This is a genomic window from uncultured Limosilactobacillus sp., from assembly GCF_934202235.1.
Classification (GTDB): domain Bacteria; phylum Bacillota; class Bacilli; order Lactobacillales; family Lactobacillaceae; genus Limosilactobacillus.
Genome location: NZ_CAKPXS010000025.1, coordinates 1 through 24,456, shown reverse-complemented (window position 1 = coordinate 24,456; position 24,456 = coordinate 1). Strand labels below are relative to the sequence as shown.

Genomic DNA, 24,456 nt, shown 5'->3' with positions numbered 1-24,456 from the left:
GGGCAGTCAGGGGATCGAACCCTGGACCCACGGATTAAGAGTCCGTTGCTCTGCCAGCTGAGCTAACTGCCCATATCTATTGACAACACAAAATATGTTATCAATTTTTGCTGGCTTTTGCAAGACCTTTTTATAAAGATATTTACAGTTATTAAAAAAGCCAATTATTACCGGTATTCTTCCACACAGAAATTTCTTTGGTGGCAAGTTGGGCACGTTAGTTTTCTGGTATTAGGGGTATGAGGGGCGAAGACCCAGTTTTTAAAACGGGGCACAAATTCGCAACGACAGTGGGGACAAAGATAGATTGAATGCTGGTAATAGGAAGAGGTCAGTTCACCGCAAATCAGGAGCGTTAAAATGAACCCCAAAACAAGCCACCAGGGAGAAGACCCGTGATTAATGACGAAGATTAAGCTTCCCCAAAATAACAAATCAATGACTAAGCCCCAACCAATCATTTTTAACCTGAGATGACGCAGCTGTTTGGTCATCTTCATATTAGAACGAATCTTTTCTTGTAATTGGCGGGAAAGGTGAGGAGTTGAGTAAAGCTGTTTTTTTAAATACTTTAATCCTTCCAATTGCGCTTCAAGTTGATGGATTTGCTGGTGCAACGAGGCCGTTTGTTTGTCAATTAGCGCCGCGAGGGGCTGACTGGTTTGATTGTTCTCCATTAGCATTTGAATATCCTTCAGTTGAAACCCTAGCTGACGGTAGGTAATGATTTGCTGAAGACGTAAAAGGTCTTTTTTATCGTACTCTCGACGGTTACTTTGGCTCCGTTTAGCATGAAGGAGGCCCTTTTGATCATAATATTGGACCGTCCGAATAGAAGTATGACATTGTTTAGCTAACTGTCCACTAGTGAGCATAAGCATTCCTCCCTTGTAGATAGTGTTATCATACATAATGACGTTAGGTCACGATCAAGGAGAAAAAAAAGACCACCAAAATGGTGGCCTGTAAACCTCTGATGGGCAGTCAGGGGATCGAACCCTGGACCCACGGATTAAGAGTCCGTTGCTCTGCCAGCTGAGCTAACTGCCCATAACTCAACACCCAATATAATATCAATTAACTGTGAGAAAAGCAACCCTTTTTTTTCAATTAATGACAAAATGATTAGCAACTGGCGAGGAGTGGTGAATGGAAAAGCAATTTCACGGTTGTGATATAATAGACCCGTTAACTAAGAACGCTGAAAGTCTAATGGCGTGCCATTAAAACCCAAGTAATGGAGGGACTGGAACATGGCTAAGAAGATTTTGGTTGTTGATGATGAAAAGCCAATTTCAGATATCATTAAGTTCAATATGGAAAAGGAAGGCTACGAGGTTGTCGTTGCTTATGACGGTGAAGAGGCACTTGAGAAGGTCGAAAGTGAATCGCCTGACCTGATTATTCTGGACTTGATGCTGCCAAAGATCGACGGTCTTGAAGTCGCCAAGCGGGTGCGGGCAAAACACCACACCCCGATTATCATGGTGACGGCAAAGGACTCCGAATTAGACAAGGTTCTGGGACTAGAGCTCGGCGCTGACGATTACGTAACCAAGCCGTTTTCCAACCGTGAATTGGTTGCACGGGTGAAGGCTAACCTGCGTCGGCAGAGTGTTAACTTAAAGGCCAGTGCTGATGAGAATGGCAACAAGGATATCGAAGTCGGTGAATTGACAATCCACCCGGATGCCTACACCGTCACTAAGCGTGGTGAGAACATCAACCTGACTCACCGGGAATTTGAATTGCTGTCTTATCTTGCCAAGCACCTCGGTCAGGTTGTCAACCGCGAAAACCTTCTGCAGACAGTTTGGGGTTACAACTACTACGGTGACGTCCGGACAGTCGACGTGACAGTTCGACGCCTGCGGGAAAAAATTGAAGATAACCCGAGCCATCCCCGGTGGCTAGTAACCCGGCGGGGAGTCGGCTACTACCTGGCAAAACCTGATCAGGATTAGGGGACTGATTAGTTGTGAACAGTAAAATTAAATTTTTCCAGTCGATTCGTTTTAAAATCGCCCTCGTCTTGACGTTAATGCTCCTGTTAACGCTTGAACTGGTGGGGGCGGTTTTTGTGCGTCAACTGGAAACACAGAACCTCAACAATTTTAAACAGCAGATTACGCTCCCTTCTTACGTCAACAACTCACTGGCCACCCAGTTGAACCGCACGAATACTCATAAGGCCAACCGCCGGATTCAACAAATCTTGTCGGAAGTAAACAACAACAATATTAGTGAAATCCGGGTCGTGGATACCAAGGCCGAAATTCGCGGGACGAGTAATGCAAATAACCAGGGGATTGTTGGTCAGCGAAGCGAAGACTCTGCGATCAAGAATACCCTTTTAAATGGTCGTGCCCATACGGAGAACATTTACGATAATAATAACCGCTACTACGTTAGTGTCGTGCCCCTCTTTACTACTAATGGTAATAACCTGGTCGGGGCCATTTATATGCGGGCTAACCTTGAAGGGGTCTACCGGACGGTTAACAATATTTCTCTGATCTACGTTTCGGCTGCGCTGTTGGCAATTGTCTTGGGAATTGGGTTGTCGATTCTTATTTCCCGGGAAATTACCGCCCCCATTGAGGAAATGCGCCAGCAAACTATGAGAATTGCCCGGGGAGATTTCTCTGGTCAGGTCCGGGTCACCGACAATGACGAATTAGGTCAGTTAGCAGGGGCCGTTAACAACCTGTCTGTACGAGTGGAAGAATCCCAGGAAGCCTCCGAATCGGAGCGGCGGCGGCTAAACAGCGTCCTCGGTCATATGAGTGACGGGGTCATTGCCACCAACCGGAATGGCTACATTACAATTATTAACCAGACTGCTCTGCAGATGCTCAATTACGATGATGACGATGACGTGATTGGGCAATCAATCATCGATGTTTTAAACATCCGCAGCGAGTATAGTGTCCGCCAGCTGGTCGACGAGCAGCAGCACATCTTAATTGATATGAGTAAGGGCGATCAGAACAATAATGACGGGTTGATTTTAAATGCCTACTTCTCACCAATTCAGCGGGAGTCTGGCTTCGTCAGTGGGCTGGTTTGTGTCCTTCACGACGTCACCAGTCAGCAAAAAGAGGAGCGTGAACGTAAGGAATTCGTTTCCAACGTTTCTCACGAACTGCGGACACCGCTAACCAGTGTGAAGAGCTATGTTGAGGCACTGACCGACGGCGTCTGGCAAGATCAGGAAGTCGCTCCACACTTCCTGAAGGTTGTTCAGGATGAGACTGACCGGATGATCCGAATGATCAATGACTTGCTGAACCTTTCACGAATGGACTCAGGAACGGCCAAGCTGGACTTGGAGTACGTCAATATTAACGAACTTTTCAACTACATCCTTGACCGTTTCGACATGATTATCAAAAAAGAAGAAGATGATGGGACGGTTCAAAAACGCTATACCATCATCCGGCATATTGCGAAGAAGGATTTATGGGTAGAGATTGACGCCGATAAGTTCACTCAGGTTATCGACAACATTATGAACAATGCCGTGAAGTATTCACCAGATGGCGGGGTTATTACTGCCCGGCTGGTGGAAACCCACCGTCACGTCATTTTGAGTATTAGTGACCAGGGGCTGGGAATTCCTCGCAAGGACTTGAGTCATATCTTTGACCGGTTCTTCCGGGTTGACAAGGCCCGGTCAAGAAAGCAGGGTGGGACCGGCTTGGGATTGGCTATTTCAAAAGAAGTGGTCAATATGCTGGGCGGTTCCATCTGGGTTGACAGTGTCGAAGGCAAGGGCTCGACATTCTATATCTCACTACCGTATATTCCGTATGAAGAAGGGGATGAATGGAACGATGATCAGGAAACTGAAGGATAGCTGGTTATCAATGCTCTTAGCAATCGTTGTTATCTTCAGTATCGTTTTGTCATTCTTTATCTGGGTTGCACCATACAACAACGCCACACATAACCGTGGTGATGCTGGTAACGTCAAGCAGTTTAACCTGCAGTCGATTGGTGATATTTACTTACCAACCGAAGTCGTCCGGGTTAACAGTGATGGTAGCGCTGAGATGTTGTACGGCCAAAAGAAAAACCTGGTATTGACGAGCCGCAATATTATTAGTAAGTGGCGTTTTGGCAACCCAACACGGGTTAGTCACGATGACCAGCAGCACTACCTCGATATGTTACGAATGCCAAAAACGGTGGTGCTCAGCTACTATTCTCCCGTTCCAACGGCCGTCTTCAACCAGGTCTATTCCCAGGACTTGAACACTAAGCGGATGGGCCGGGTAACGAGAATTGTGTTGCCGTTAGACAACCGCAATACGGCTTACTTGCTAAACGACCGCAACTTCGCGGTTTATCGGGTTCGCCTGTCCCAAAACCACAACCAGCAGATAAAGTCGCTGCTGGCAAGTAAGAGTGGTGACCGGGTCAACGTTGATCGGCGGGTGATCGACCACCGAGTTTACAGTTTCTATATGCGTGGCATTACCCTCCCGTGTTTCGCCTACCGGGTGGAAACGCAAAAGATTGACAACGTAACGCATAACTTGATGAATGATACTAACGGTAATAATATTTCGACTTCTAATAAGGGCAACGTGACGGTCTACCAAAATGGAACCAACAAACGGTTGACGTACAACCACGATTCCAAAATCGTCAGTTATGATAACTACCTGGGGAAAAATAATAATTTAAGTACTACCCAACTGTACAACACACTTTACCAGCGTTTAACGAAGACGGGCGTCGTAATGGATTCAATGCGATTTGACCAGTTTAACGAAAAACAGCAGGCAATTACCTATGTTCCCTACGTTGAAGGATTCCCCGTCTACAGCCCGAGTGGGTACGGGACTGTTAAGATTTCTGAAAACTACGAAGGGGTGGAGCGGTATCGCTACTCCCTATACAGTCTGCAGACACCAGTACCAACTAACGTCGAGAAAGTTAAACTGCCATCGACATCGGCAGTAGTCAATGAATTGCGGCAAAGTGGCAAGTATAAGGAAATTAGCGGCATCCGGGTAGGCTACGATTGGAGTAGTCAGGAAGCCGATGAAAAGACAGTCACCCTGAAGCCAACGTACTTTGTTGACTACCAAGGTGACTGGATTAACTACCAGGAATTGCTAAAGTAAGGAGGGTCTGCCATGAACTTCAAAAAGATACAGTGGATTTTCTTAGCAGCCTTTGCCTTGCTGGACATCTTCTTGGCATCATTTGTGCTAATGAACACCAAGTTTATTTCAATTGGCAAGCAGCAAAATACTAGCCAAATTATTCTCAAAGAGATGAAGAACGATTCAATTACCACGGGCTCGCTTTCAGGTAAGACCAGGATGGGATACTACCTTGCGGCTGCCAAGACCGATGATAACGGAGAGCTGCAGTCTCGCCAGGGACAGCTAAAGGGGCAAACACCACGAGTTGTTGGGAGTAACTTTACCAGCAGCTTTAATGAGCCAGTCCGGGTGGACGAAGCAAAGCCGCAAAAGAAACTGAACAAACTTTGTCAAAATCCGAAGTGGGTCATTAACGGAAGTCAGTACACGTACAATGCACACCTGTCAACTAGTAAAACGGTTGTTTACACGCAAAGAATGGCCGGCGAACCGCTGTTTGGTCCTGCAGGACTGCTCCGGTTTCGGTTGAACGGCCGACACGAAGTGGTTGGCTACACCCAGAGTTTTTTGAAACCAGGTGAGGTTTTACGCCCCCGGCAAACAGCAATTAGCCAAAAGCAGGCGGTTATCGCTCTTTATAAACACAACGAAATCCCGAGCGGGTCAACGATTCAGTGGGTTGATTTTGGCTATAGCCGCCTGTTAACGAATGGCAATCACGCCGTGTACATTCCGACGTGGACCGCGTCCATCAAGGCCAAGAATACGGGCAAGAAGATTCACTGTCAGGTAAATGCCTTCACTGGGCTGGTGATGAAGAACGGTGGCCAATCGACTAGTAGCAGTTCGTCAACGGAGAATAATTAAGGTGGGACGATATGCAGCGTGATAAAAAATTTCAGTTTAGCGTGCTGGCCAGTGGCAGTACTGGCAATTCGACTTACTTGGAAACACCTCACCACCGGATTCTGATTGATGCTGGTTTAAGTGGAAAGAAGGTTGAACACCTGCTGGCCAGTGTTGGCCGGTCGCTGAAAGATGTTGAGGCTATCTTTGTCACCCATGAGCATAGTGATCACTGTCAGGGCGTGGGTGTTCTGGCACGGCGGTACGGTTTAGACATTTACGCGAACCGGGGTACCTGGGCGGCAATGAGCAAGCGACTGGGAAAGATTGATCCCCTGCAAAAACACCTTCTGGAACCGGGAGAAGTCAAGGATTTCGGTGACTTGCAGGTTGAGAGTTTTGCGGTGTCGCATGATGCCGCGGAGCCGCAATTTTATCAAGTTCACCATGATGACCAGACCTTTTGCGTCTTGACTGATACAGGTTACGTTTCGGACCGCGTTGCCGGAACGATTCGTGATGCTGATACCTATTTAATGGAGTGTAACCATGACGTCCGGATGCTGGAAGAAGGCCCGTATACCTGGTCACTTAAGCAGCGAATCCTCGGGGACGATGGACACTTGTCCAATGAGGAAGGGGCCAACGCCTTAATGAGCGTTGTCGGGCACCGAACCAACGAAATTCTCCTTGGGCACCGGAGCCAGCACAACAACTGCCGCTCGCTGGCTCACCTGACCGTTGCCTCTTTGATGGCCCAACATGATTTTGGTGTAGACCACGATTTTATGCTTAAAGATGCCGAACCTGAAGCGGCGACGCCACTGACAACGGTATAAATAATAGGTTTTTAATCATTAAAACTTCATAATTGCCACTTACAATTAGTTATATCGTAAAGTAATTAATTGGAGGAATTGGTCATGGATAATCAAGGATTCCAGCACAAGTTTTGGTTAAAAGTGGTGCTGGTCGGACTACTTGCCGGATTAATTGGCGGGGGGATTGGTGTCTTTGCCGTTAATGCATGGCAAAATCATGAGCAAAATACGGTGACCTCAGTCCCAAAGGGGTCAAATAAGTCGGGCGGAACGTCTGTCAATAAAAACAAGGCTGACCTGAGTAACCAGTCGACTCGCGCGTACGGCGCAGTGAAAAACTCAGTGGTCAGCGTGCTCAATAAGCAGCGGGTCCAGAACAGCTCAAGCGGTTTGTTTAGTGTCTTCGGGGATGACTCCGATAGCTCCACCAAGTCCAACTCAGGTAAGTTAAAGACGGCGAGTGAAGGTTCCGGGGTTATTTACAAAAAAGATGGTGATTCAGCGTACGTTGTTACTAATAACCACGTTGTCTCTGGTTCTAATTCCCTGGAAGTCATTCTCAGTAACGGGAAGAAGATGCAGGCTTCAATCGTTGGGACTGACGCGACGACCGACTTGGCAGTTCTGAAGATCAGTTCTAAGAACATTAAGTCGGTGGCCAGCTTTGGGAACTCTAACGACATTGCAGCCGGCCAGGACGTTTTAGCAATTGGGTCGCCAATGGGTAGCGAATATGCCAATACCGTCACCAAGGGGATCATTTCGGCGAAGAAGCGGACACTGAAGGTCTCTAGCGGCGATTCCAGTGCTGACTCCAGCAGCGCAACGACGACTAACGTTATCCAGACAGACGCGGCAATTAACTCCGGAAACTCTGGTGGTCCACTGATTAACATGGCCGGGCAGGTTATCGGGATTAATTCGATGAAGCTGTCATCAAATGGTGAGGGCAGTAGTGTTGAAGGGATGGGCTTTGCCATTCCAAGCAATGAAGTTGTCCAGGTAATCAACCAGCTGATCAAGCACGGCAAGGTTCAGCGGCCAACACTAGGTGTCAGTATGATCAACCTCAGTAACGTGACTGGTGATTCGCAAAAGAACGTTCTGAAGTTACCAAGCTCCGTTAATACCGGGGTGGTGGTGATGAACGTTGCTGATGATTCCGACGCGGCTAACGCCGGGATGAAAAAGTACGACGTGATTACTAAGTTTGGCGATAGCAAGATTCACAGCACCGGGGACCTCAAGAGTGCTCTTTACCGCTACAAGGTTGGTCAGGATGTGAAGGTCACCTACTACCGCGATGGGAAGCCACACACGTCAACCATCAAGCTGACGCAGACGGCGAGTGCGAGTGTTGAAAATCAACAGTAGATGAACAGATAGGATCGAACATATAAATAAAATGGTCTCGGCAAGTTTCTGCCGGGACCATTTTTGTTGGTTGATGTTCTGCGTTAAAATAAAACCATCCCTGAATTAACGAACAATTACGGGGATCATTCGTGGTAAAGTTTCAGTAAACAACTAGCACGCCAGAACGCTTATTCGGTTAAGTTGTCAAATATGCAATCCACTAGGCAAGTGGATCGTTGTGAAGCGCTTGTGGATAACTGTGTGGAAAATTACTTTAGTGGATTATTGTTTTAGCAAAAGCGCGCTAGAATGCGGATTAGCGAAGCTGACGACTTATCCACAGCTGCAGTGGATAACTGTGGATAAGTGGATGATTATTTTAGTCATCAACTGAAAACCCCGGTGTGACGCGGCTTGGCGGCTACGAAGACGAACGGCTGTTTCTGTGAAAAAGTGTGGATAAGTCGACTTGTCCACAGGAAAAGAAAAAGGTGGTTCCTTAACGAACAATTAAGGAAAAGTGGATAAGTCTCGTCTCCTGTGGATAACTCTGTGGAAAACTTGTGGAGGTTAAGATGAATATTAAAATTATTGGTGTTGGGCGAGTCAAAGAAAAGTACTTTCGCAACGGGATTGCGGAGTACGCAAAGCGGCTGAGCCGCTTTTGCAAGTTTAAGATTGTCGAAGTAAAAGACGAAAAAGCTCCCGAGTCACTGAGCCAGGCCGAGATGGATGAAGTGATGGCCAAGGAGGGTGAACGAATCCTCAACAAGATCAGTGATCGGGAGTATGTTTACGCTCTTGCAATTAAGGGCAAAGAATATAGTTCAGAAGAATTTGCGAAAGAAATTAACCAACTGACGGTGTACGGACACAGCGATATTACCTTTGTGATTGGCGGATCACTAGGTTTGTCGCCAGCGGTTCTCAAACGGGCCAACGCGACAGTTTCTTTTGGACGGTTTACCATGCCGCACCAGCTGATGCGGCTGGTCTTATCAGAACAGGTTTACCGGGCAATGACGATTATCAATGGGTTGCCCTATCATAAGTAGTCCAGCCGTGGTCAGCACGGTCATCCCGCCGTTTGGTATGAGAAACGTAGGGATTGCCATGGACTGTAAAGCGGAGTGGTCGCTGGGCATCCTTTCCGGAAGGGTTGACACCAATTCGTGGGCCCGCATCCACCTTTAACGGTGTTTTGATCGCGGTCAAGTTGATTTGAAGCGGGGCGGCACTCATGGCCAACCCATCAAGCTGGCGATCACTAATTCCAAGGGCTGCCATGAGTTTGGCTGGCCCGTTACTGACGTTGGGCCCCGTAGTTTTACGGTTAGTCGCCATTTGCTGCACCCCCTGCCACGGCTCCAGGCCACGAATTAAGATTCCCTGGGGCTCACCAGCTGCTTGAGCCACAATGTCACAGCAGACCATTCCACGAATTTGGTAAATGTAGAGGTCGCCGGGGTTACCATACAGTGAGGCTGTGTAGTTGGTGTGGCGGTTGCCAAACGCATGGGAAGCGGAGTCGTCGATGCCGAGGTAGGCTTCAGTTTCGACAATGATGCCGCTGAGTGTTCCCTGCGGGCCCTGATAAACTAGTTCGTGGCCGAGCAAGTCTTGAGCAATAGTGGTCGTCGGCCGGCCAGAAAAAAAGCGGTTGAATTGATCCATGATACACCTCCGCTCTTAGTATAGGCGTTGAAAAAAGGAGAAACAAACATGAGTATTCGCGTTGAGGAAGGGTGGATGCCCTTTGGTCAGTTTAAAACCTACTACCGGATTGTCGGTGAGCCCAGCAGCTTACCGCCGCTGCTACTGCTGCATGGTGGTCCGGGGTCTAGCCATAACTACTTTGAATTACTTGATGGTTTGGCAGCAACTAGTGGTCGCCAGTTAGTCATGTATGACCAGCTGGGGTGCGGGAAGTCATCGCAACCCGATGACCAGCCAGCACTTTATTGTGCCGCTACCTGGGTGGCTGAGCTAGCGGCCTTGCGGGATTACTTGCACTTGGACCAGGTCCACCTTCTGGGGCAGTCATGGGGCGGAATGCTAGCGATTATTTATTGCTGTGACTACCATCCCACGGGGCTTAGCAGCCTGATTTTATCCAGCACCCTTTCCTCAGCACAACTATGGGCGGCCGAACAACACCGCTGGATTTCTTACCTTTCACCGACTGACCAGGAAGCAATTCGTCAGGCAGAGGTAAGTGGCAACTATTCTGGTGAGGCCTACCAACGGGCCAACGAGCACTTTATGGTCCGCCACGCTAGCGCTCAGCCAACCGCGCAGTCGCCCGAACCGTTAAGACGGCCTAAGGTGGGTGGTCAAGTAGCTTACCAGACTGCGTGGGGGCCAAATGAATACACTCCGCTGGGTAACCTGCGAGACTATGAATACACTAGCCAGTTGGCCAGTGTGACAACGCCCGCCTTGGTAATCGACGGGACGGACGACCTTTGCACCCCCCTGGTAGCGAAAACGATGGCAGATGCCTTGCCCAATGCTAAATGGGAATTATTTGCGGGGGCCCGACACATGGTCTTTGCGGAGCAGCCAGCTAAGTATCAGCGGTTACTCAACCGTTGGCTAGCGGACCATGACTAAGAAATATTTTTAACTAAATAATAGCAGCCAGTCAGCTTTTAGCGTGACCGGCTTTTTTAGTAGCAAAACATTTTACATTTGTGCTAGTTGACACTTGTGCTATAGCAAAAATGTGTTATAATTAAAAGCGTAAGGGAAGTGAACATCATGCGGATTAACATTAAGCGCTATTTGAGTGCTAATCACTTGACCATTTATCAGGTCTCTAAGCAGTCCGGATATGGTTACACCACCTTGCATAAGTCGTTTAATAAGGATCAATCAAGTGCAACGCCGCTTAATTTACGCGACCTGGACGCACTGGCCCAGACGCAGCATCTGCATATGTGGGAAGTGCTGAAGGAGCTAGAAACGCACTACCTGATTGATGACGACGAATGATAGTGGAATGCGGCGGTGTCAGTTTTTGGCACCGTTGTGTTGCATTAAGTCAGTTTAGAAAATGAAATCAAATTAAGGGGGACTGTTCTTATGGCACAAAATCCAGTAGATCCATTTGACGGTGGCATGGATGACCTGTTCAACCAGCTGATGGGCGGGATGAACGGCATGAATTCAGAAAACCGTCGTTACCTAATTAATGGTCGTGAAGTAACGCCTGAAGAATTTGCACAGTATCGGCGGACAGGCCGTTTGCCTGGTGCAGGTGCTCAGCAGCCCGCCGCAGCTGGAAAACAAGGCCAAAAGCCCCAGGGGATTTTGGAAAAACTTGGTCGTAACTTGACGCAGGAAGCAAAGGACGGCAAGCTCGACCCGGTGATCGGACGGAACAAGGAAATTCAGGAAACTGCCGAGATTTTATCACGGCGGACGAAGAATAACCCAGTTCTGGTTGGTGATGCTGGTGTTGGGAAGACTGCTGTTGTTGAAGGTCTGGCACAGGCGATTATCAGTGGTGATGTCCCTGCTTCCATTAAAAATAAGCAGATTATCAGCATTGATATTTCCAGTCTGGAAGCGGGTACCCAGTACCGGGGCAGCTTCGAAGAAAATATGCAGAAGCTGATCGAAGAAGTTAAGAAGCGCGGGAACGTCATTCTCTTCTTCGACGAAATCCACCAAATTCTCGGAGCCGGTAGCACTGGTGATAACAGTGGTTCCAAGGGGATGGCTGATATTTTGAAGCCAGCACTATCCCGTGGTGAAATCACAATCATCGGGGCAACGACGCAGGACGAATACCGTAATACCATTATGAAGGATGCTGCGTTGTCGCGGCGGTTCAACCGGGTAACGGTTAACGCCCCAAGCAAAGAAGACACGTTTAAGATTCTGCAGGGGTTACGGAAGCTGTACGAAAAGCACCACAACGTTGTCCTGCCTGATGATGTATTGAAGGCGGCAATTGACTACTCTGTTCAGTACATGCCGCAGCGGAGTTTGCCGGACAAGGCAATCGACCTGGTCGACATGACGGCCGCTCACCTCGCTTCTAAGCACCCGGTCAAGAATGCGAAGGAAATTGAGGCCGAAATCAAGAAGACTGAAAAACAGCAGCAAGAAGCCGTCAAGAAGGAAGACTACCAGGCGGCCCAAAAGGCCAAGGACCAGGTCGCTGACCTGAAGAAGGAACTGAAGGACAGTTCGACGGCCGACAAGGTCACGGCAACGCCAAACGACGTCGCCCAGGCCGTTGAACGGCAGACCGGGATTCCAGTTTCCAAGATGGGCGCAAGCGACATTGAACGGTTGAAGGGCCTGGCAAAGCGGCTGGAAGGCAAGGTGATTGGCCAAGACGAAGCCGTCGAAGCTGTTGCCCGGGCCATTCGGCGTAACCGTGCCGGCTTTGATGAAGGCGACCGGCCAATTGGCAGCTTCCTGTTCGTCGGTCCGACTGGTGTCGGGAAGACGGAACTGGCAAAGCAGCTGGCTTTGGATATGTTCGGGAGTGAAGACGACATCATCCGTCTCGATATGTCCGAATACTCTGACCGGACAGCTGTTTCCAAGCTGATCGGGGCTTCGGCCGGGTACGTTGGTTACGAAGATAACGGCAATACCTTGACTGAAAAGGTTCGTCGCCACCCGTACTCCATTGTCCTGCTTGACGAAATTGAAAAGGCCGACCCACAAGTAATTACCCTGCTGCTGCAGGTACTTGATGACGGGCGTCTGACTGATGGTCAGGGAAACACCGTTGACTTCAAGAACACGATCATTATTGCCACCTCCAACGCCGGCTTCAGTAACGATGCCGACTTGAAGGCCAGCGCAAATGAAACTGACTTGATCAAGAAGTTGACGCCATACTTCCGGCCAGAATTCCTCAACCGCTTCAACGCGATTGTTGAATTCCACAGTTTGACTAAGGACGACCTGAAGAAGATCGTCAACCTGATGTTAACCAACGTCAACAAGACCCTGGCGAAGAAGGGAATGGACGTTACCGTTTCCGAAGACGCCAAGGACTACCTGATTGACAAGGGTTACGACAAGGCGATGGGTGCTCGTCCATTACGGCGGGTGATTGAACAACAAATCAGGGACAAGGTCACTGATTACTACCTTGACCACCTGGACGTCAAGCACTTGCAGGCAACGATGAAGGACGGTCAACTAGTTATTAGTGAACGTCCTGCCGATGACGATCAGGATGCTACAGCTAAGCAGTAAGTTGAGTAAAAAGGAAAGCCACTGGCGAATTTCGCCGGTGGCTTTTTTGTGTTAGCGATGATTATTGTAATAAATGGCAAAGAGGACGATTACCACTAAAACAATGATTGCGGCAATCGGGTTACGGTTGAACAACATATGGAATAAACGGACTTGGCCGATGCCCAGTGGTAGAAAATTGATCATTTCCTCAACTCCTCGTAATTTTTTATATTATAGCTGAAATGATTGACTATTGGTTACTGAAAAGCATTGCGTTAAAATAGCAGGGAGTGGAAAAAAGGGGGCTCTTCGGCAATGCTGACGTGGGACATTATTAAATGGATACTTTTGGCAATTATCATCATTAACACGGTAATTGCCTTCATTACGGTATTCCGGGAAAAAAGAGACATTGCCGCAACGTGGGCCTGGCTGCTTGTGCTGACCTTCTTACCGGTCGCCGGCTTTATCATTTATGCCTTCTTAGGACGAAAATTGCCGGCTAAGAAGATGGGGCGGATCAAGACAGAAACCCAGTTAGAGTTAAGCGAGGCCCTGGACGCCCAGAAAAAAAGGTTTCAGCGGATGCGGCGGCCGGAAGAGAACACGATGCGGGTTTACCGGCGGACGATCATGCTCTTCCAAAGTATCGATGATTCCTTCGTTACTCAGCACAATCACGTCGATGTTTTTACCGACGGGCACCAGTTGTTTAAGAAGATGCTGGACGATATTGCGGCGGCCAAACACAGCATTCATATCGAATTCTACACGATTTATAATGACCGGATCGGGAACCAATTGCGAACGATCCTGGAGCAAAAAGCGGCTGAGGGGGTCGAGGTCCGGGTCCTTTACGATTCGTGGGGGTCGATGGGCGTTAAGCCAAGCTTCTACGACCACCTGCGGGAAAATGGGGGCCAGGCAGAGCCGTTCTTGACGACGAAGAGCAACCTCTTTGACTTTCGGCTAAATTACCGTGACCACCGGAAGATTGTAGTGATTGATGGCCAGCTGGGCTATGTTGGCGGCTTTAACGTGGGTGACCAGTACCTGGGAAGGGTCGCGAAGTTTGGCTACTGGCGAGATACCCACCTGCGAATTGTCGGCGGTGCGGTTTACTCACTGCAGCAGCGGTTTGTCCGTGACTGGAACGCTTCTGCCAGCACCCGCAATGAACGGATTGAACACTACAAACCATACTTCCCCGAGATTGACGTTCCTGCTGCCGAGGGTCATACGGCCTTGCAAGTGGTTTCTAGTGGTCCCGATTCCCGTCTCCAGCAGATCAAGCTGGGGTACTTACGGTTGATTAACGCCGCCCAGGACCACATTTGGATTCAAACGCCCTACCTGATTCCGGACGACAGTGTCCTGGATGCCCTCAAAATCGCGGCGCATTCGGGCATTGATGTCCGGATCATGGTACCGTGCAAGCCTGACCATCCCTTTGTGTACCGGGCTACCCAGTACTATGCTAATTACCTGGCCGATGAAGGGGTCACCATCTATTACTACATGAATGGTTTTATCCATGCCAAGACAATGGTAATCGATGGCAAGATGGGCTCGGTCGGGTCGGCTAACATGGACTTTCGGAGCTTCAAGCTCAACTTCGAAATTAACTGTTTCATTTACGATCACTGGCTGGTTGACCACTTGGAAAAGATCTTTGTTGACGATATTCGTAACTGTCACGTTATCACGCCGGCGATGTTTACCCAACAGCCACGCTGGTTGAAATTTAAGCAACGGTTTTCGCGGCTGTTCTCACCAATTCTGTAACTTTAATTTATTAATCGATTAATCAAGCCCGTTTGACTCTCAGAAAACGCTTTACATCTCATCAAAAGGGTCTTTTAATTAAATGTAGAAGGAGTGTTATGATGTCATGCAGCAAAAGAAAATTAGTGTTTGGGCGTTAACGCGCATCACTATTGTCAATATGATGGGTTCCGGAACGATTCTGCTTCCGTCGAACCTAGCGACTGTTGGTAACCTCTCGATCATGGCCTGGGCCATCACGACCTGCGGGGCAGTGATGCTTGCTTTTGGCTTTGCCCGTGCTGGTTCATATAGTGAACGAAACGACGGGATGGGCGGTTATGCAGAGTACGTCTTTGGTCGGGCGGGTGCTTTTCTTGCCGATTATACCTACGCTATTTCCGAACTGATTTCTGATGTGGCCCTGGCGGTGTCTTGTACCGGTTATTTTGCGGGCTTTATGGGTTGGAAATTGGACTCGATGGGGATGGCTTTAGTCACTACCGCCACCTTATGGTTAGCCTCTTTCCTTAATATTATTGATGAACGGTTGACTGTTCATATTTCCACTCTGGCAGCGTTGGGAGTCATCTTACCGTTGCTGTTCTTGATTACCTTTGGCTGGCACTGGTTCCGACCGTCCGTTTACATCGGTTCATGGAACCCTCATCACTATTCATTGATGACGGGGATGAACAAGTCCGTGGCCATTACTCTCTGGGCCTTTCTCGGGTTGGAATCTGCTTGTGCGAACATGGGGAAGGTTGATAACCCGCGGAAAAACGTGCCGATTGCGGTAACCCTGGGAACCGGGATTGTGGCCGTGTTCTACGTTATGTCGAGTGTTGTTGTCCAGGGAATTTTACCGGCATCGACATTGGTTAAGACGGATTCGCCATTCGGCCTTGTTTTTGCGACGCTCTTTACCCCGGTCGTGGGCCGGATCGTGATGGTGGTCATGGTGATGGCCTGTTTTGGTTCCCTGGTCACTTGGCAGTTTACCTTGGCGGAAGTTTTCCGTTCTTCGTCGGAAAAGGGTTACTTCCCGAAAATTTTCTCCTACGTCAACCGCCGCGATGTTGCTGTGCCCGGGTTGTTAATCTTAACGGTAATCCAAACTTTTTTGGCAATTCAAACGGCGAGCCCGAGTTTGGAAAAACAGTATCTGGAAATTGTTAATATCTCCGTCTTTACGAACTGCATCCCTTACCTCTTATCGATGGCCTCGCTGGACGTTATGCAGCGGCGGGCCCGCATAACGAATAAGCGGACACGGGGAATTAACATCGTGGTAATGATCTTTACCCAGCTCTACACTATCTACACCATCACCCAGTGCGGGATGTCGACCATCTTCTGGGGAATGGTTGTCATCTTTGTTGGATGGCTGATCTACGGACTAATTTCATATAACTTTGACCTTGAACATGACATTCGTCCATAGGGTGTTTCATGTGAAACAATTTAAATCATCTACTCGTCAGTCTGTGAAGGACTAACGAGTTTTTTAGTTGGCGTGGGTTGTTAAGTAACATGGTAAAATAACAACTAATTGCAATAATACGAGGAGGACATCATGGGTACTTTAAATTTTGTCCTGGGGACCGCTGCGGTGGACCACCAGCAAATATTAGTTAACCGCTTAGCAGAAGAGATTGCTGAGCGGCCACATGACCGTTTTTTCTACATTGTGCCAAATCACATCAAATTTGCCAGTGAGGTGAGTGTCCTCGAGGATCTTCAAAAACAGCAGGGAGTGACCGGAACTTACGCTCAATCCCAGGTGCAGGTCCTCTCCTTAAGTCGACTGGCCTGGTATTTATTACGGGATACAGGAACCTATCAAACGCAATCGCTGTCTACCGTCGGCGCTAATATGCTGATGACTAGTATTGCTAAGCAGCACCAAGCGGAAATGGGGATGTACGCCAGTGAGGTGGACCATGGTGGGTTTATTGCCCATCTAACGAGTCAGGTCAGCCAGCTATTGTCGTCCCAAATCACTCCTGATGACCTCCGAAAAATTGCTGATCGGGCACCGGAAAACCAGCAGGGGCAGAGCTGGGTCGAACGGCTCCGGATCTTGGCTGATGTTGAGCAGTGGTACGGGCAGGAGACCCAGCAGTACTCTTCTATTGCTGACGAATACCAGCAGCTGATTGACGAACTTGACCGGCACGACTTTACAGATTGCCACTTTTATTTTGACCGCTTTACCCAGTTTACCGCCGCAGAATTAGCCGTGGTGAAGGCGATGATCGTGAACGGTGCTAGCACGACAGTTTCGCTGATCCTCGACCGGGCGTACCGGCGGCAAAACTTGCCGGCGGAAAGCGGTCTTTTTTACACTGCTGGACGGCAATACGCACGGTTATGGCGGTTTGCCGCGCAGGATGACCGGGTAGAAGTCCGGGCAGACTTACGGGCAACCCAACCGCGAGTCAACGACGACCTGCGGAAAGTTGAACGCGCAATGATGGCAGCGTCCCGTTACACGGCAATCGAATCCGTTAAGCAGAAAGAGTCTAAGACCATCGAATGTTTCACGGCAGCGGACCGGCAATCAGAATTAAAAAAAGTGGTTACTAAGATCCGGCAACTGGTGGCGAGTGGTGAGTACCGTTACCGTGACATCCTGGTTCTCACCCGTCATCTGGCGAACTACGCGAATGTCATTGAACCGCTCTTTGCTCAGCAGGATGTTCCGGTTTTTAACGACCACGAAAAACAAATGGTCAACCACCCCTTGGTCATCCTCATCCACCAACTTTTCCAGTTAGTTAAGGTTGGTTTTCAGACCGAAACGGTAATGTCAATCCTCAAAACAGGCCTGTTGGTTCCTTCAAAAATGACCCTGGATAATGGAGAAACGCTTTCGCCGGATAACGTTGACGGTGGTTTGACTGGTAAAGAACGGCAAAAAGCTGTCGCGAGGGTCCAAAACAAGCTGGCTGCACGGTTCATGGATGATATCTTTGTGACCGAAAACTGGTGCTTGAAGTACGGGATTAACGAAAGTGATTGGCTCAGTGAGAAGAAGTGGCAGGCCAACTTTAGCGGTGAGCGGGTGGCGTCCGCTGCTTATCAGCGGATGCTTGACCGGCAAACGGCGGCGATTAACCGGGTGAAGAACTATGTTCAGCAAGTTCTGGTACCAATCGTCAACCACCTTTCTGGGTCACGATCAAACGGTAGCCAACAGCCACAACCGATTACGGGACGGCAGTACGCAACATTGCTGTACGAGTTTTTGACCACGCAAGCTGGTGTCACTACCCAACTGCAACGGTGGGCTCGGCAAATGGCTGGCCATGACTTAGCAGGTGCCCGCCAATCACAGCAGGTATGGCAAGAACTATGCAGCCTCCTTGACCAGTTTGTTGACTTACTGGGGGATGAAACTAAGCTGACCCCTCAGGAATTTAGTGATGTTTTAAATAATGGGATGCAGGCTGCTACCTATTCACAAATTCCGTCCACCTTAGACCGGGTTCTCATTTCGGAAAGCGGAATTGTCCAGGATAACCACCGGAAGGTTGTCTTTGTGATTGGTGCGACCGACGATGTTATGCCGGAAACAAAGAAGTCTAGTGGTTTACTTAACGATGCCGAAATCGAACGGATCAATGAGCAGGTCGGTCACGACTGTTACTTGCCTGCCAGTGCCTCCTCGCGGATGAAAAATGAGCCGTTCTTGGCCTACCTCTCAATGATGATGGGAACGGAGAAATTGATTTTGTCTGCGCCCCTCATTGATAGTGCTGATGACAGCAACGGTCTTTCAATGTCGCCATATATGGTAGTGGTGGCGAAGCATTTTGGGATGTGGGATGAGGTCAATAACCAGTTGGCTGACCAGCAACCACTGTTACCGGACAGTCACGCTTCCTTCAAGCAGGTGTGGGCCTTAGTGGGGACGGTTCAATCGACCGTTGGTCCGCTCCTGCGGGTTTTGCGACAGGCCAAGGAAAATCAGCAGACCGTTGCTCAGCGCCGTGAACGGCAGAGCGAGGGTGAGGAGCGGAACTTGCTGGGGACTGCCTGGTCCGAAGTTTATGGCGCCCTGAGTAACCAGGAAACTGACACTCAGTGGGCCGAGGAATTAAACCACTTGCGTTCAGGGCTCTACTACCGTAACCAGACAACTAAACTAGCACCGGCGCTAGCAACCGCCTTGTACACAGTGGCGGACCAAAATTCGCCGAAAACGCGGATCTTACGTTCCTCAATTTCAGGTTTGCAGACTTACTACCGCAACCCTTACCAGTACTTTTTACAGTACGGCTTAGGGTTGAAAGAGCGCGACCAGTTGGAAATCAAACCTAGCAACACCGGGACGTTCTTCCACGATGGTTTGGCGGAACTGCTGCACCTAGTGCCGGATAAGGACTTGACGGTCCTGGATGATGCTGAGCTGGCCGCCCTGGCAAGGAAATCTTCATCATTTGCGATTGACCAGCAACCCGACTTGAAACGTTATGCCGAACGTTATGCCCGTTTCCGCTTCCAGCTGAAACAAATGGAAGGAGTCGTGGCGACGATGGCCCAGGTACTCAAGATGCAAGCTAGCAATATGGCGGCCATCCCCTTTGTGACGGAACAGCCATTTGGTTCTGGGGTTGAACGGGATGAAGATGCGACAGTGGGCCTCCAGCCGCTTGACGAACCATTATCACCGCTGGTGGTCGAAAATACTCATCTGGACCGGAAACTGGTCGTCCGGGGGCGGATTGACCGGATTGATAAGCTGGCCCATCTTAGTGGTCAGCCGGCAAGCCGCGACCAGTTTATGGTCGTCGACTATAAGTCAGGAAACCACCCCTTTGACCTTGCTAATGCGCTAGGCGGGATTGACCTGCAAATCTTGGCCTACCTTAACGCGCTGAAGGGGCAGTTGACAAAGTTAGATCCCCAGGCAGTTCATCCGCAAATTGTAGGGGCAAACTACTTGCACCTCCACCGGGTCCGGTTTGATTATCCGTTTAAGACCAGTGAATTAGCTAATGCCAAAAATTATCAGTTCCACGGGATAACTGACAACCAGGAGGAAGTGGTTGAACGTCTTCACGGTAATTACAACTTTTTTGGGTTTGCCGTGACAAAAAAAGGTGCCCGGGAACTGAGTGGGTCAATCTTGGCGTCACCTGCCGAATTTGAACGCTTATTGGCCATCAACAAACAGTTATTAGTGGACGCAGCAGGGCAGATTTTGGACGGCAACGTGGCACTTCAGCCGTACCGCAAAATCAGTGGGGGCAAACAGGAAACGGGTCTTGACCACTCGGCCTACGCAGATATTTTCCGCTTTGATAACGTCCTTGACCAACGCCTTTACAGGTCACTGGAAACAGACAAGGAGCAACTCAGAAACCAGCTCAAGGGGGAAGACGAGAAATGAGCTATAACGAGCAACAACAAAAGGTCATTACCACGCGTGACCAGGATATCTTAGTACCCGCTTCCGCCGGTTCGGGTAAGACCACGGTCCTTGTTGAACGGGTCCTGCGGTTGTTGGACGAGGATCCCAGTCTTGATATTGATAACTTCCTGCTGATGACCTTCACCAAGGATGCTGCCAAGAATATGCGGGTCAAGATTCAGCGGGCCCTGGTTAACAGTCAGAATAGCCGGTTGCAAAGTCAGGCTGAGCGGGTGGCAATGGCGGATATCAGTACGATTGACGCCTTTTGCCAGGAAATTATTCACCGTTATTACTACGTGATCAACCTTGACCCCCAGTACCGCCTGATGAGTGATGAAACAGAAAAAACGCTGTTGCAAAATCAGGCCTGGGATGATGTTCGCGAACAAGAATACATTCAAGACGAAGCGGAAAAAGACGCCGACCAGCGTTACTTTGACCGCTTGGTAGCTAATTTTGCCGGTGACCGCAGTGACGACCAGCTGTATGACGTGGTTCACGACCTCTATGACGAGGCGCTGGCAAAGCCTGACCCGCGGCAGTGGTTGGCATCACTAGCAGATAATTACCAACTTGCCGGCGACGATGCTGATAGCTGGTCGTTCTTTCAAAGCCAGCTGAAACCGGCGATGCTTCAGGAATTGACTACTGCCGTGAAGGTAATGGGTGACCTGGCTCAGCAGGCGGAAGAAGACCAGCTGGGGGCTTTTGCCGACCAGCTGGCTAATGACCAGCAAAACTTGGAAAACATTCAAGCAGCCGTTCAAGAAGGACAGTGGGAGACAATCAAGGAATTGTTGGCTCACTCCTTCCCCCGGGCCAGGACGAAGGGGCTGAAGAAGGGGTCAGACAAGCGAAAACGCTATGAGCAACTCAAGCCGCAGCGGGACGAGGTGAAGAAACAGGTCCAACGGTGGAATGACTATTTTGCCCTGAGCCGCAAACAGGTTGGCCACTTCTCGGCCATTGCCGCGCGGCTCGTCGGGAAGCTAGCAGAAGTTGTTAAAAAGTTCAGTGACCGCTACCAGGAGATTAAACGGGACCGCCACCTGCTAGACTTTGCCGACCTGGAGCACTTTGCTTACCAGATTTTAACGGTCGACAGCCCAGAGGGGCGACGGGCACAGGAAGAACTGCGTTTTCGTTACCGTGAGATCATGGTCGATGAATACCAGGATACGAACAAGCTGCAGGATGCCATCTTGAACCGGCTAAAAAACCCGGGCTACAACCACCTCTTTATGGTGGGGGATGTTAAACAGGCCATTTACCGTTTTCGGCAGGCCGACCCGACTATTTTTCGTAACCGGAACCATGACTTTGCGGCAAACCCGGAACGGGGAATTAGTATCCCACTAGCTACCAACTACCGTTCTCGCGCCAATATTTTGTCCTTTATTAACTGCCTGTTCCAGCAGTTAATGGATGAACGACTGGGTGATGTCGACTATGACCAGACGGCCCAACTGAAATTTGGTGCCGAATGGTATAAGAAAGCAGATGATTGTCCGGTAGAAATGATGCTTTATTCGGCTAATCATCAGCCAGCAAGTCAGGACGCAATCGAAGCCGATAAAATAACCGGTGAGGTCAGGATGATTGCCATGCGGATTAAGCAGCTGGTTGCCAATGGGAAGCTAGCTGACCAAGAAACTGGTAAGCAGCGGTCGATTGACTACCGGGATATTGCCATCTTGTCGCGGACGAAGGGGATTAATAATGCCATCGTTGAGCAATTCGGGCTCGAAGATATTCCGGTGACGGTGCAGGATGTTAATAACTTCTTTGCCTCCACCGAAGTTCGCTTAATGCTCGACTTGCTCAGCCTGTTAGACAATCCCTACCAGGACATCCCCCTTGTGGCCGTCTTACGTTCACCGCTGGTGGGAATGACCGAACCAGAAATGGCCTATCTACGGCTGGTTAACCGAAACGTCCCTTACTACCAGGCACTGATTAACTACCGGTTAAACCAAAATCGGCACATTGAACTATCGGCCAAACAAGCAGAAATTGACGTGGCTGAGCTTAACGACAAGGTCCGGACTTTCTTAGATAGTTTGTCTAAGTGGCGGCAATTATCGCAACGTCAGTCGCTGGTGAAGCTGATTTGGACAATTTACCAGGACACCGGCTATCTCGACTACGCTGGGGCTATGCCTGGTGGTGAGCAACGGCAAGCCAACCTTCACGCCCTCTACCAGCGAGCCGATGACTACGAACAACGGGGTTACCAGGGTGTCTACCAATTTGTCCGCTTTATCCACCAGCTGCAAAAGCATGATAAGGATATTGGTCAGGCGTCACGGCAGGCTGCCGGCAATTCGGTGAGTGTGATGACCATCCACGGTAGCAAGGGACTGGAATTCCCGGTTGTCTTTCTGGCAGACACGGGACACCAGTTTAAAAACCAGACGTCGAGTGTGACGATTGATGCTGATGCCGGGATCGGGATTGCGGTCGTCGACCAGCGCCCAGTAGCCAATGACCAGCCAACGAAGCAAATGACGGCTAATGAGTTACTCAGCGGGTTTCAAGTCCGTTACAAATTGCCGCAGCGGCAACTGATTGCTGACCAGGCCAAATTGGCTGCCCGGGCCGAAGACCTCCGAATTCTGTACGTGGCCTTGACGCGTGCGGAACAGCGGTTGATCATTACCGGCTCGGTCAATGACCACCAGCAGCGGACGATAAAGCAGTATCTGCGGCAGGTTGAGGACGCAGCAACTGTCCAGCGACAGATCTTGCCACTGTCTCTTCGGCTGAATGCGTCATCCTACCTCAGCTGGATATTAATGGGCTTGACTCGTTACGGAGCATTTGACAATGGCTTGTTTGACCAGCAATTATCATCAGATGTCCATCGGCTGGCGAAGGCGCCGGACTTTGAGGTTAATGAGTACGATCAGACCACGGTCAATGATCAACTGGCCAAACTGCGGCCGGTAGTGGGAGCAGATAGCCAGGACCAGCAGCAGGATCGGCCATTGAAGGATAAAGAACGGCAATGGTTAAATGACGTCCTGAGTTTCCGGTACGGTCACCAGGCGGCAACGGTAGCGACGGCCTTCCAGTCCGTGTCCTTGATTCGGGGGATGGTCAGCACCGACCCCGACGACCTGGAGATGGGGCAGATTACTTTCGATAAGTCGAAGGCGAAGGATAACTGGCAAGATGTTGAAACGTTATCGACACCGCGTTTTGCCCAGAAAACACACCAGAAAGCACCACGGACACTGGTGGGAACGGCGACGCACCTGGTCTTCCAAAAGCTCCCACTTGAGCCGCCAGTGACGGTGGCGACGGTCGACAACGAAATTAACCGTCTCGTCGAGCAGGGGCTCATCCCTAGCCAGGAAGTGGCCGCGGCGATCGATCGTGAGGGCATTGCGGCCTTCTACCAAACAGCGGTTGGCCAAACACTGCTTGCCGACCCGTCAACGGTTCACCGCGAGCAACCGTTTAGCATGATTATTCCGGCTGCTGAACTCAACAGTGAACTTTCTTCGGGAGACGGGACAATCCTGGTTCACGGGATTATTGACGGTCTGCAGTACCGAGAAGACGGAATTACCTTGTTCGACTACAAGACTGACTTGCGCCGCCGCGGTGAAAGTCAGGAACGATTTGAACAACGGATGTTAGACCACTATGCCGGCCAGCTAACCCTCTACGCCGACGCGCTGAATAAAATGACGGCGGGTAGCGGAGAACAACTGGTTAATGGGCAGCCGGTCCGGGTCACTCACCAGTACCTTTACTTGGTGACTAGCCGGATGCTTTTGCCGGTCCCATTGCTGAAGTAAGTAACAAAAAAACTGGGCCTCCGCAAGGAAACCCAGTTTTTTGGGCTCTACACTAAATCCTGTTGATGGATTATCCAAGTGGTAATCTATTAATGGGATTTTTGCATACAAAA

The 24,456-nt window shown here is 49.7% G+C and carries 17 protein-coding genes and 2 tRNA genes; 14 read left to right on the top strand and 5 right to left on the bottom strand.

Going from position 1 to position 24,456, the window contains the following annotated elements; genetic code table 11:
* The 3 genes from Q0E49_RS04995 to Q0E49_RS04985 all read right to left on the bottom strand — a co-directional run bounded on the left by Q0E49_RS04995 (window position 1) and on the right by Q0E49_RS04985 (window position 1,050).
* Window positions 1-72, bottom strand: a tRNA-Lys gene (locus tag Q0E49_RS04995).
* Window positions 73-167: 95 nt separating this feature from the next.
* Window positions 168-875, bottom strand: coding sequence for a MerR family transcriptional regulator (locus Q0E49_RS04990; protein WP_295746839.1), 708 nt, complete (start codon window positions 873-875; stop codon window positions 168-170).
* A gap of 102 nt (window positions 876-977) precedes the next feature.
* Window positions 978-1,050 (bottom strand) — tRNA-Lys (locus Q0E49_RS04985).
* 203 nt (window positions 1,051-1,253) lie between these two features.
* Here Q0E49_RS04985 and yycF point away from each other — a divergent pair.
* From yycF to rlmH, 7 genes are all read left to right on the top strand, one after another.
* Window positions 1,254-1,964, top strand: coding sequence for a response regulator YycF (yycF, locus tag Q0E49_RS04980; RefSeq protein WP_295746838.1), 711 nt, complete (start codon window positions 1,254-1,256; stop codon window positions 1,962-1,964).
* A 14-nt stretch (window positions 1,965-1,978) separates the two neighbouring features.
* Window positions 1,979-3,859 (top strand): cell wall metabolism sensor histidine kinase WalK, encoded by a 1,881-nt coding sequence (walK, locus tag Q0E49_RS04975; protein WP_295746837.1) that lies wholly within the window; start codon window positions 1,979-1,981, stop codon window positions 3,857-3,859.
* Window positions 3,837-5,135, top strand: coding sequence for a two-component system activity regulator YycH (gene yycH / locus Q0E49_RS04970; RefSeq protein WP_295746836.1), 1,299 nt, complete (start codon window positions 3,837-3,839; stop codon window positions 5,133-5,135). The genes walK and yycH overlap by 23 nt, the downstream gene beginning before the upstream one ends.
* Before the next feature lie 12 nt (window positions 5,136-5,147).
* Window positions 5,148-5,987 carry a two-component system regulatory protein YycI gene (locus Q0E49_RS04965; protein WP_295746835.1) on the top strand — a complete coding sequence of 280 codons (840 nt, stop codon included), beginning with the start codon at window positions 5,148-5,150 and terminating at the stop codon, window positions 5,985-5,987.
* A gap of 11 nt (window positions 5,988-5,998) precedes the next feature.
* The gene (locus Q0E49_RS04960; protein ID WP_295746834.1) at window positions 5,999-6,805 is read left to right on the top strand and encodes an MBL fold metallo-hydrolase; all 807 of its coding nucleotides are present in this window, start codon (window positions 5,999-6,001) and stop codon (window positions 6,803-6,805) included.
* 84 nt (window positions 6,806-6,889) lie between these two features.
* The gene (locus Q0E49_RS04955; RefSeq protein WP_295746833.1) at window positions 6,890-8,161 is read left to right on the top strand and encodes a trypsin-like peptidase domain-containing protein; all 1,272 of its coding nucleotides are present in this window, start codon (window positions 6,890-6,892) and stop codon (window positions 8,159-8,161) included.
* A 557-nt stretch (window positions 8,162-8,718) separates the two neighbouring features.
* Window positions 8,719-9,198 carry a 23S rRNA (pseudouridine(1915)-N(3))-methyltransferase RlmH gene (gene rlmH / locus Q0E49_RS04950; RefSeq protein WP_295746832.1) on the top strand — a complete coding sequence of 160 codons (480 nt, stop codon included), beginning with the start codon at window positions 8,719-8,721 and terminating at the stop codon, window positions 9,196-9,198.
* Here rlmH and Q0E49_RS04945 read toward each other — a convergent pair.
* A complete protein-coding gene (locus Q0E49_RS04945; protein WP_295746831.1) occupies window positions 9,173-9,817 on the bottom strand; it encodes a DNA-3-methyladenine glycosylase in 645 nt (214 codons plus the stop codon). The two genes, rlmH and Q0E49_RS04945, sit on opposite strands and share 26 nt — an antisense overlap.
* Window positions 9,818-9,865: 48 nt before the next feature.
* Between Q0E49_RS04945 and pepI the strand changes: the two genes are divergently transcribed.
* The 3 genes from pepI to Q0E49_RS04930 all read left to right on the top strand — a co-directional run bounded on the left by pepI (window position 9,866) and on the right by Q0E49_RS04930 (window position 13,369).
* Complete coding sequence (gene pepI, locus Q0E49_RS04940) at window positions 9,866-10,756, top strand: proline iminopeptidase (RefSeq protein ID WP_295746830.1); 891 nt, start codon at window positions 9,866-9,868, stop codon at window positions 10,754-10,756.
* A gap of 147 nt (window positions 10,757-10,903) precedes the next feature.
* The gene (locus Q0E49_RS04935; RefSeq protein ID WP_295746829.1) at window positions 10,904-11,137 is read left to right on the top strand and encodes a transcriptional regulator; all 234 of its coding nucleotides are present in this window, start codon (window positions 10,904-10,906) and stop codon (window positions 11,135-11,137) included.
* 90 nt (window positions 11,138-11,227) lie between these two features.
* Window positions 11,228-13,369, top strand: coding sequence for an ATP-dependent Clp protease ATP-binding subunit (locus Q0E49_RS04930; protein WP_295746828.1), 2,142 nt, complete (start codon window positions 11,228-11,230; stop codon window positions 13,367-13,369).
* 51 nt (window positions 13,370-13,420) lie between these two features.
* Here Q0E49_RS04930 and Q0E49_RS04925 read toward each other — a convergent pair whose 3' ends face one another.
* The gene (locus Q0E49_RS04925) at window positions 13,421-13,555 is read right to left on the bottom strand and encodes a hypothetical protein (protein ID WP_295746827.1); all 135 of its coding nucleotides are present in this window, start codon (window positions 13,553-13,555) and stop codon (window positions 13,421-13,423) included.
* Between the two features lie 111 nt (window positions 13,556-13,666).
* Here Q0E49_RS04925 and cls point away from each other — a divergent pair, with 111 nt between their 5' ends.
* The 4 genes from cls to addA all read left to right on the top strand — a co-directional run bounded on the left by cls (window position 13,667) and on the right by addA (window position 24,343).
* The gene (cls, locus tag Q0E49_RS04920) at window positions 13,667-15,136 is read left to right on the top strand and encodes a cardiolipin synthase (protein ID WP_295746826.1); all 1,470 of its coding nucleotides are present in this window, start codon (window positions 13,667-13,669) and stop codon (window positions 15,134-15,136) included.
* Window positions 15,137-15,242: 106 nt separating this feature from the next.
* Window positions 15,243-16,559, top strand: a complete 1,317-nt coding sequence (gene potE / locus Q0E49_RS04915) for a putrescine-ornithine antiporter (RefSeq protein ID WP_295746825.1) — start codon at window positions 15,243-15,245, stop codon at window positions 16,557-16,559.
* A gap of 132 nt (window positions 16,560-16,691) precedes the next feature.
* Complete coding sequence (locus Q0E49_RS04910) at window positions 16,692-20,513, top strand: PD-(D/E)XK nuclease family protein (RefSeq protein WP_295746824.1); 3,822 nt, start codon at window positions 16,692-16,694, stop codon at window positions 20,511-20,513.
* A complete protein-coding gene (gene addA, locus Q0E49_RS04905; protein ID WP_295746823.1) occupies window positions 20,510-24,343 on the top strand; it encodes a helicase-exonuclease AddAB subunit AddA in 3,834 nt (1,277 codons plus the stop codon). Before Q0E49_RS04910 ends, addA begins: the two co-directional genes overlap by 4 nt.
* The last annotated feature ends 113 nt before the right edge of the window (window positions 24,344-24,456 follow it).

What these genes read in the sequence shown, in the direction of transcription:
- Q0E49_RS04960 (WP_295746834.1), top strand. Translation starts at nt 5,999, where the DNA reads ATGCAGCGTGATAAAAAATTTCAGTTTAGCGTGCTGGCCAGTGGCAGT.
- Q0E49_RS04910 (WP_295746824.1), top strand. Translation starts at nt 16,692, where the DNA reads ATGGGTACTTTAAATTTTGTCCTGGGGACCGCTGCGGTGGACCACCAG.
- Q0E49_RS04925 (WP_295746827.1), bottom strand. Translation starts at nt 13,555, where the DNA reads ATGATCAATTTTCTACCACTGGGCATCGGCCAAGTCCGTTTATTCCAT.
- Q0E49_RS04955 (WP_295746833.1), top strand. Translation starts at nt 6,890, where the DNA reads ATGGATAATCAAGGATTCCAGCACAAGTTTTGGTTAAAAGTGGTGCTG.
- Q0E49_RS04990 (WP_295746839.1), bottom strand. Translation starts at nt 875, where the DNA reads ATGCTCACTAGTGGACAGTTAGCTAAACAATGTCATACTTCTATTCGG.
- cls (WP_295746826.1), top strand. Translation starts at nt 13,667, where the DNA reads ATGCTGACGTGGGACATTATTAAATGGATACTTTTGGCAATTATCATC.
- yycF (WP_295746838.1), top strand. Translation starts at nt 1,254, where the DNA reads ATGGCTAAGAAGATTTTGGTTGTTGATGATGAAAAGCCAATTTCAGAT.
- addA (WP_295746823.1), top strand. Translation starts at nt 20,510, where the DNA reads ATGAGCTATAACGAGCAACAACAAAAGGTCATTACCACGCGTGACCAG.
- Q0E49_RS04965 (WP_295746835.1), top strand. Translation starts at nt 5,148, where the DNA reads ATGAACTTCAAAAAGATACAGTGGATTTTCTTAGCAGCCTTTGCCTTG.
- pepI (WP_295746830.1), top strand. Translation starts at nt 9,866, where the DNA reads ATGAGTATTCGCGTTGAGGAAGGGTGGATGCCCTTTGGTCAGTTTAAA.
- yycH (WP_295746836.1), top strand. Translation starts at nt 3,837, where the DNA reads ATGATCAGGAAACTGAAGGATAGCTGGTTATCAATGCTCTTAGCAATC.
- rlmH (WP_295746832.1), top strand. Translation starts at nt 8,719, where the DNA reads ATGAATATTAAAATTATTGGTGTTGGGCGAGTCAAAGAAAAGTACTTT.
- Q0E49_RS04945 (WP_295746831.1), bottom strand. Translation starts at nt 9,817, where the DNA reads ATGGATCAATTCAACCGCTTTTTTTCTGGCCGGCCGACGACCACTATT.
- potE (WP_295746825.1), top strand. Translation starts at nt 15,243, where the DNA reads ATGCAGCAAAAGAAAATTAGTGTTTGGGCGTTAACGCGCATCACTATT.
- Q0E49_RS04930 (WP_295746828.1), top strand. Translation starts at nt 11,228, where the DNA reads ATGGCACAAAATCCAGTAGATCCATTTGACGGTGGCATGGATGACCTG.
- Q0E49_RS04935 (WP_295746829.1), top strand. Translation starts at nt 10,904, where the DNA reads ATGCGGATTAACATTAAGCGCTATTTGAGTGCTAATCACTTGACCATT.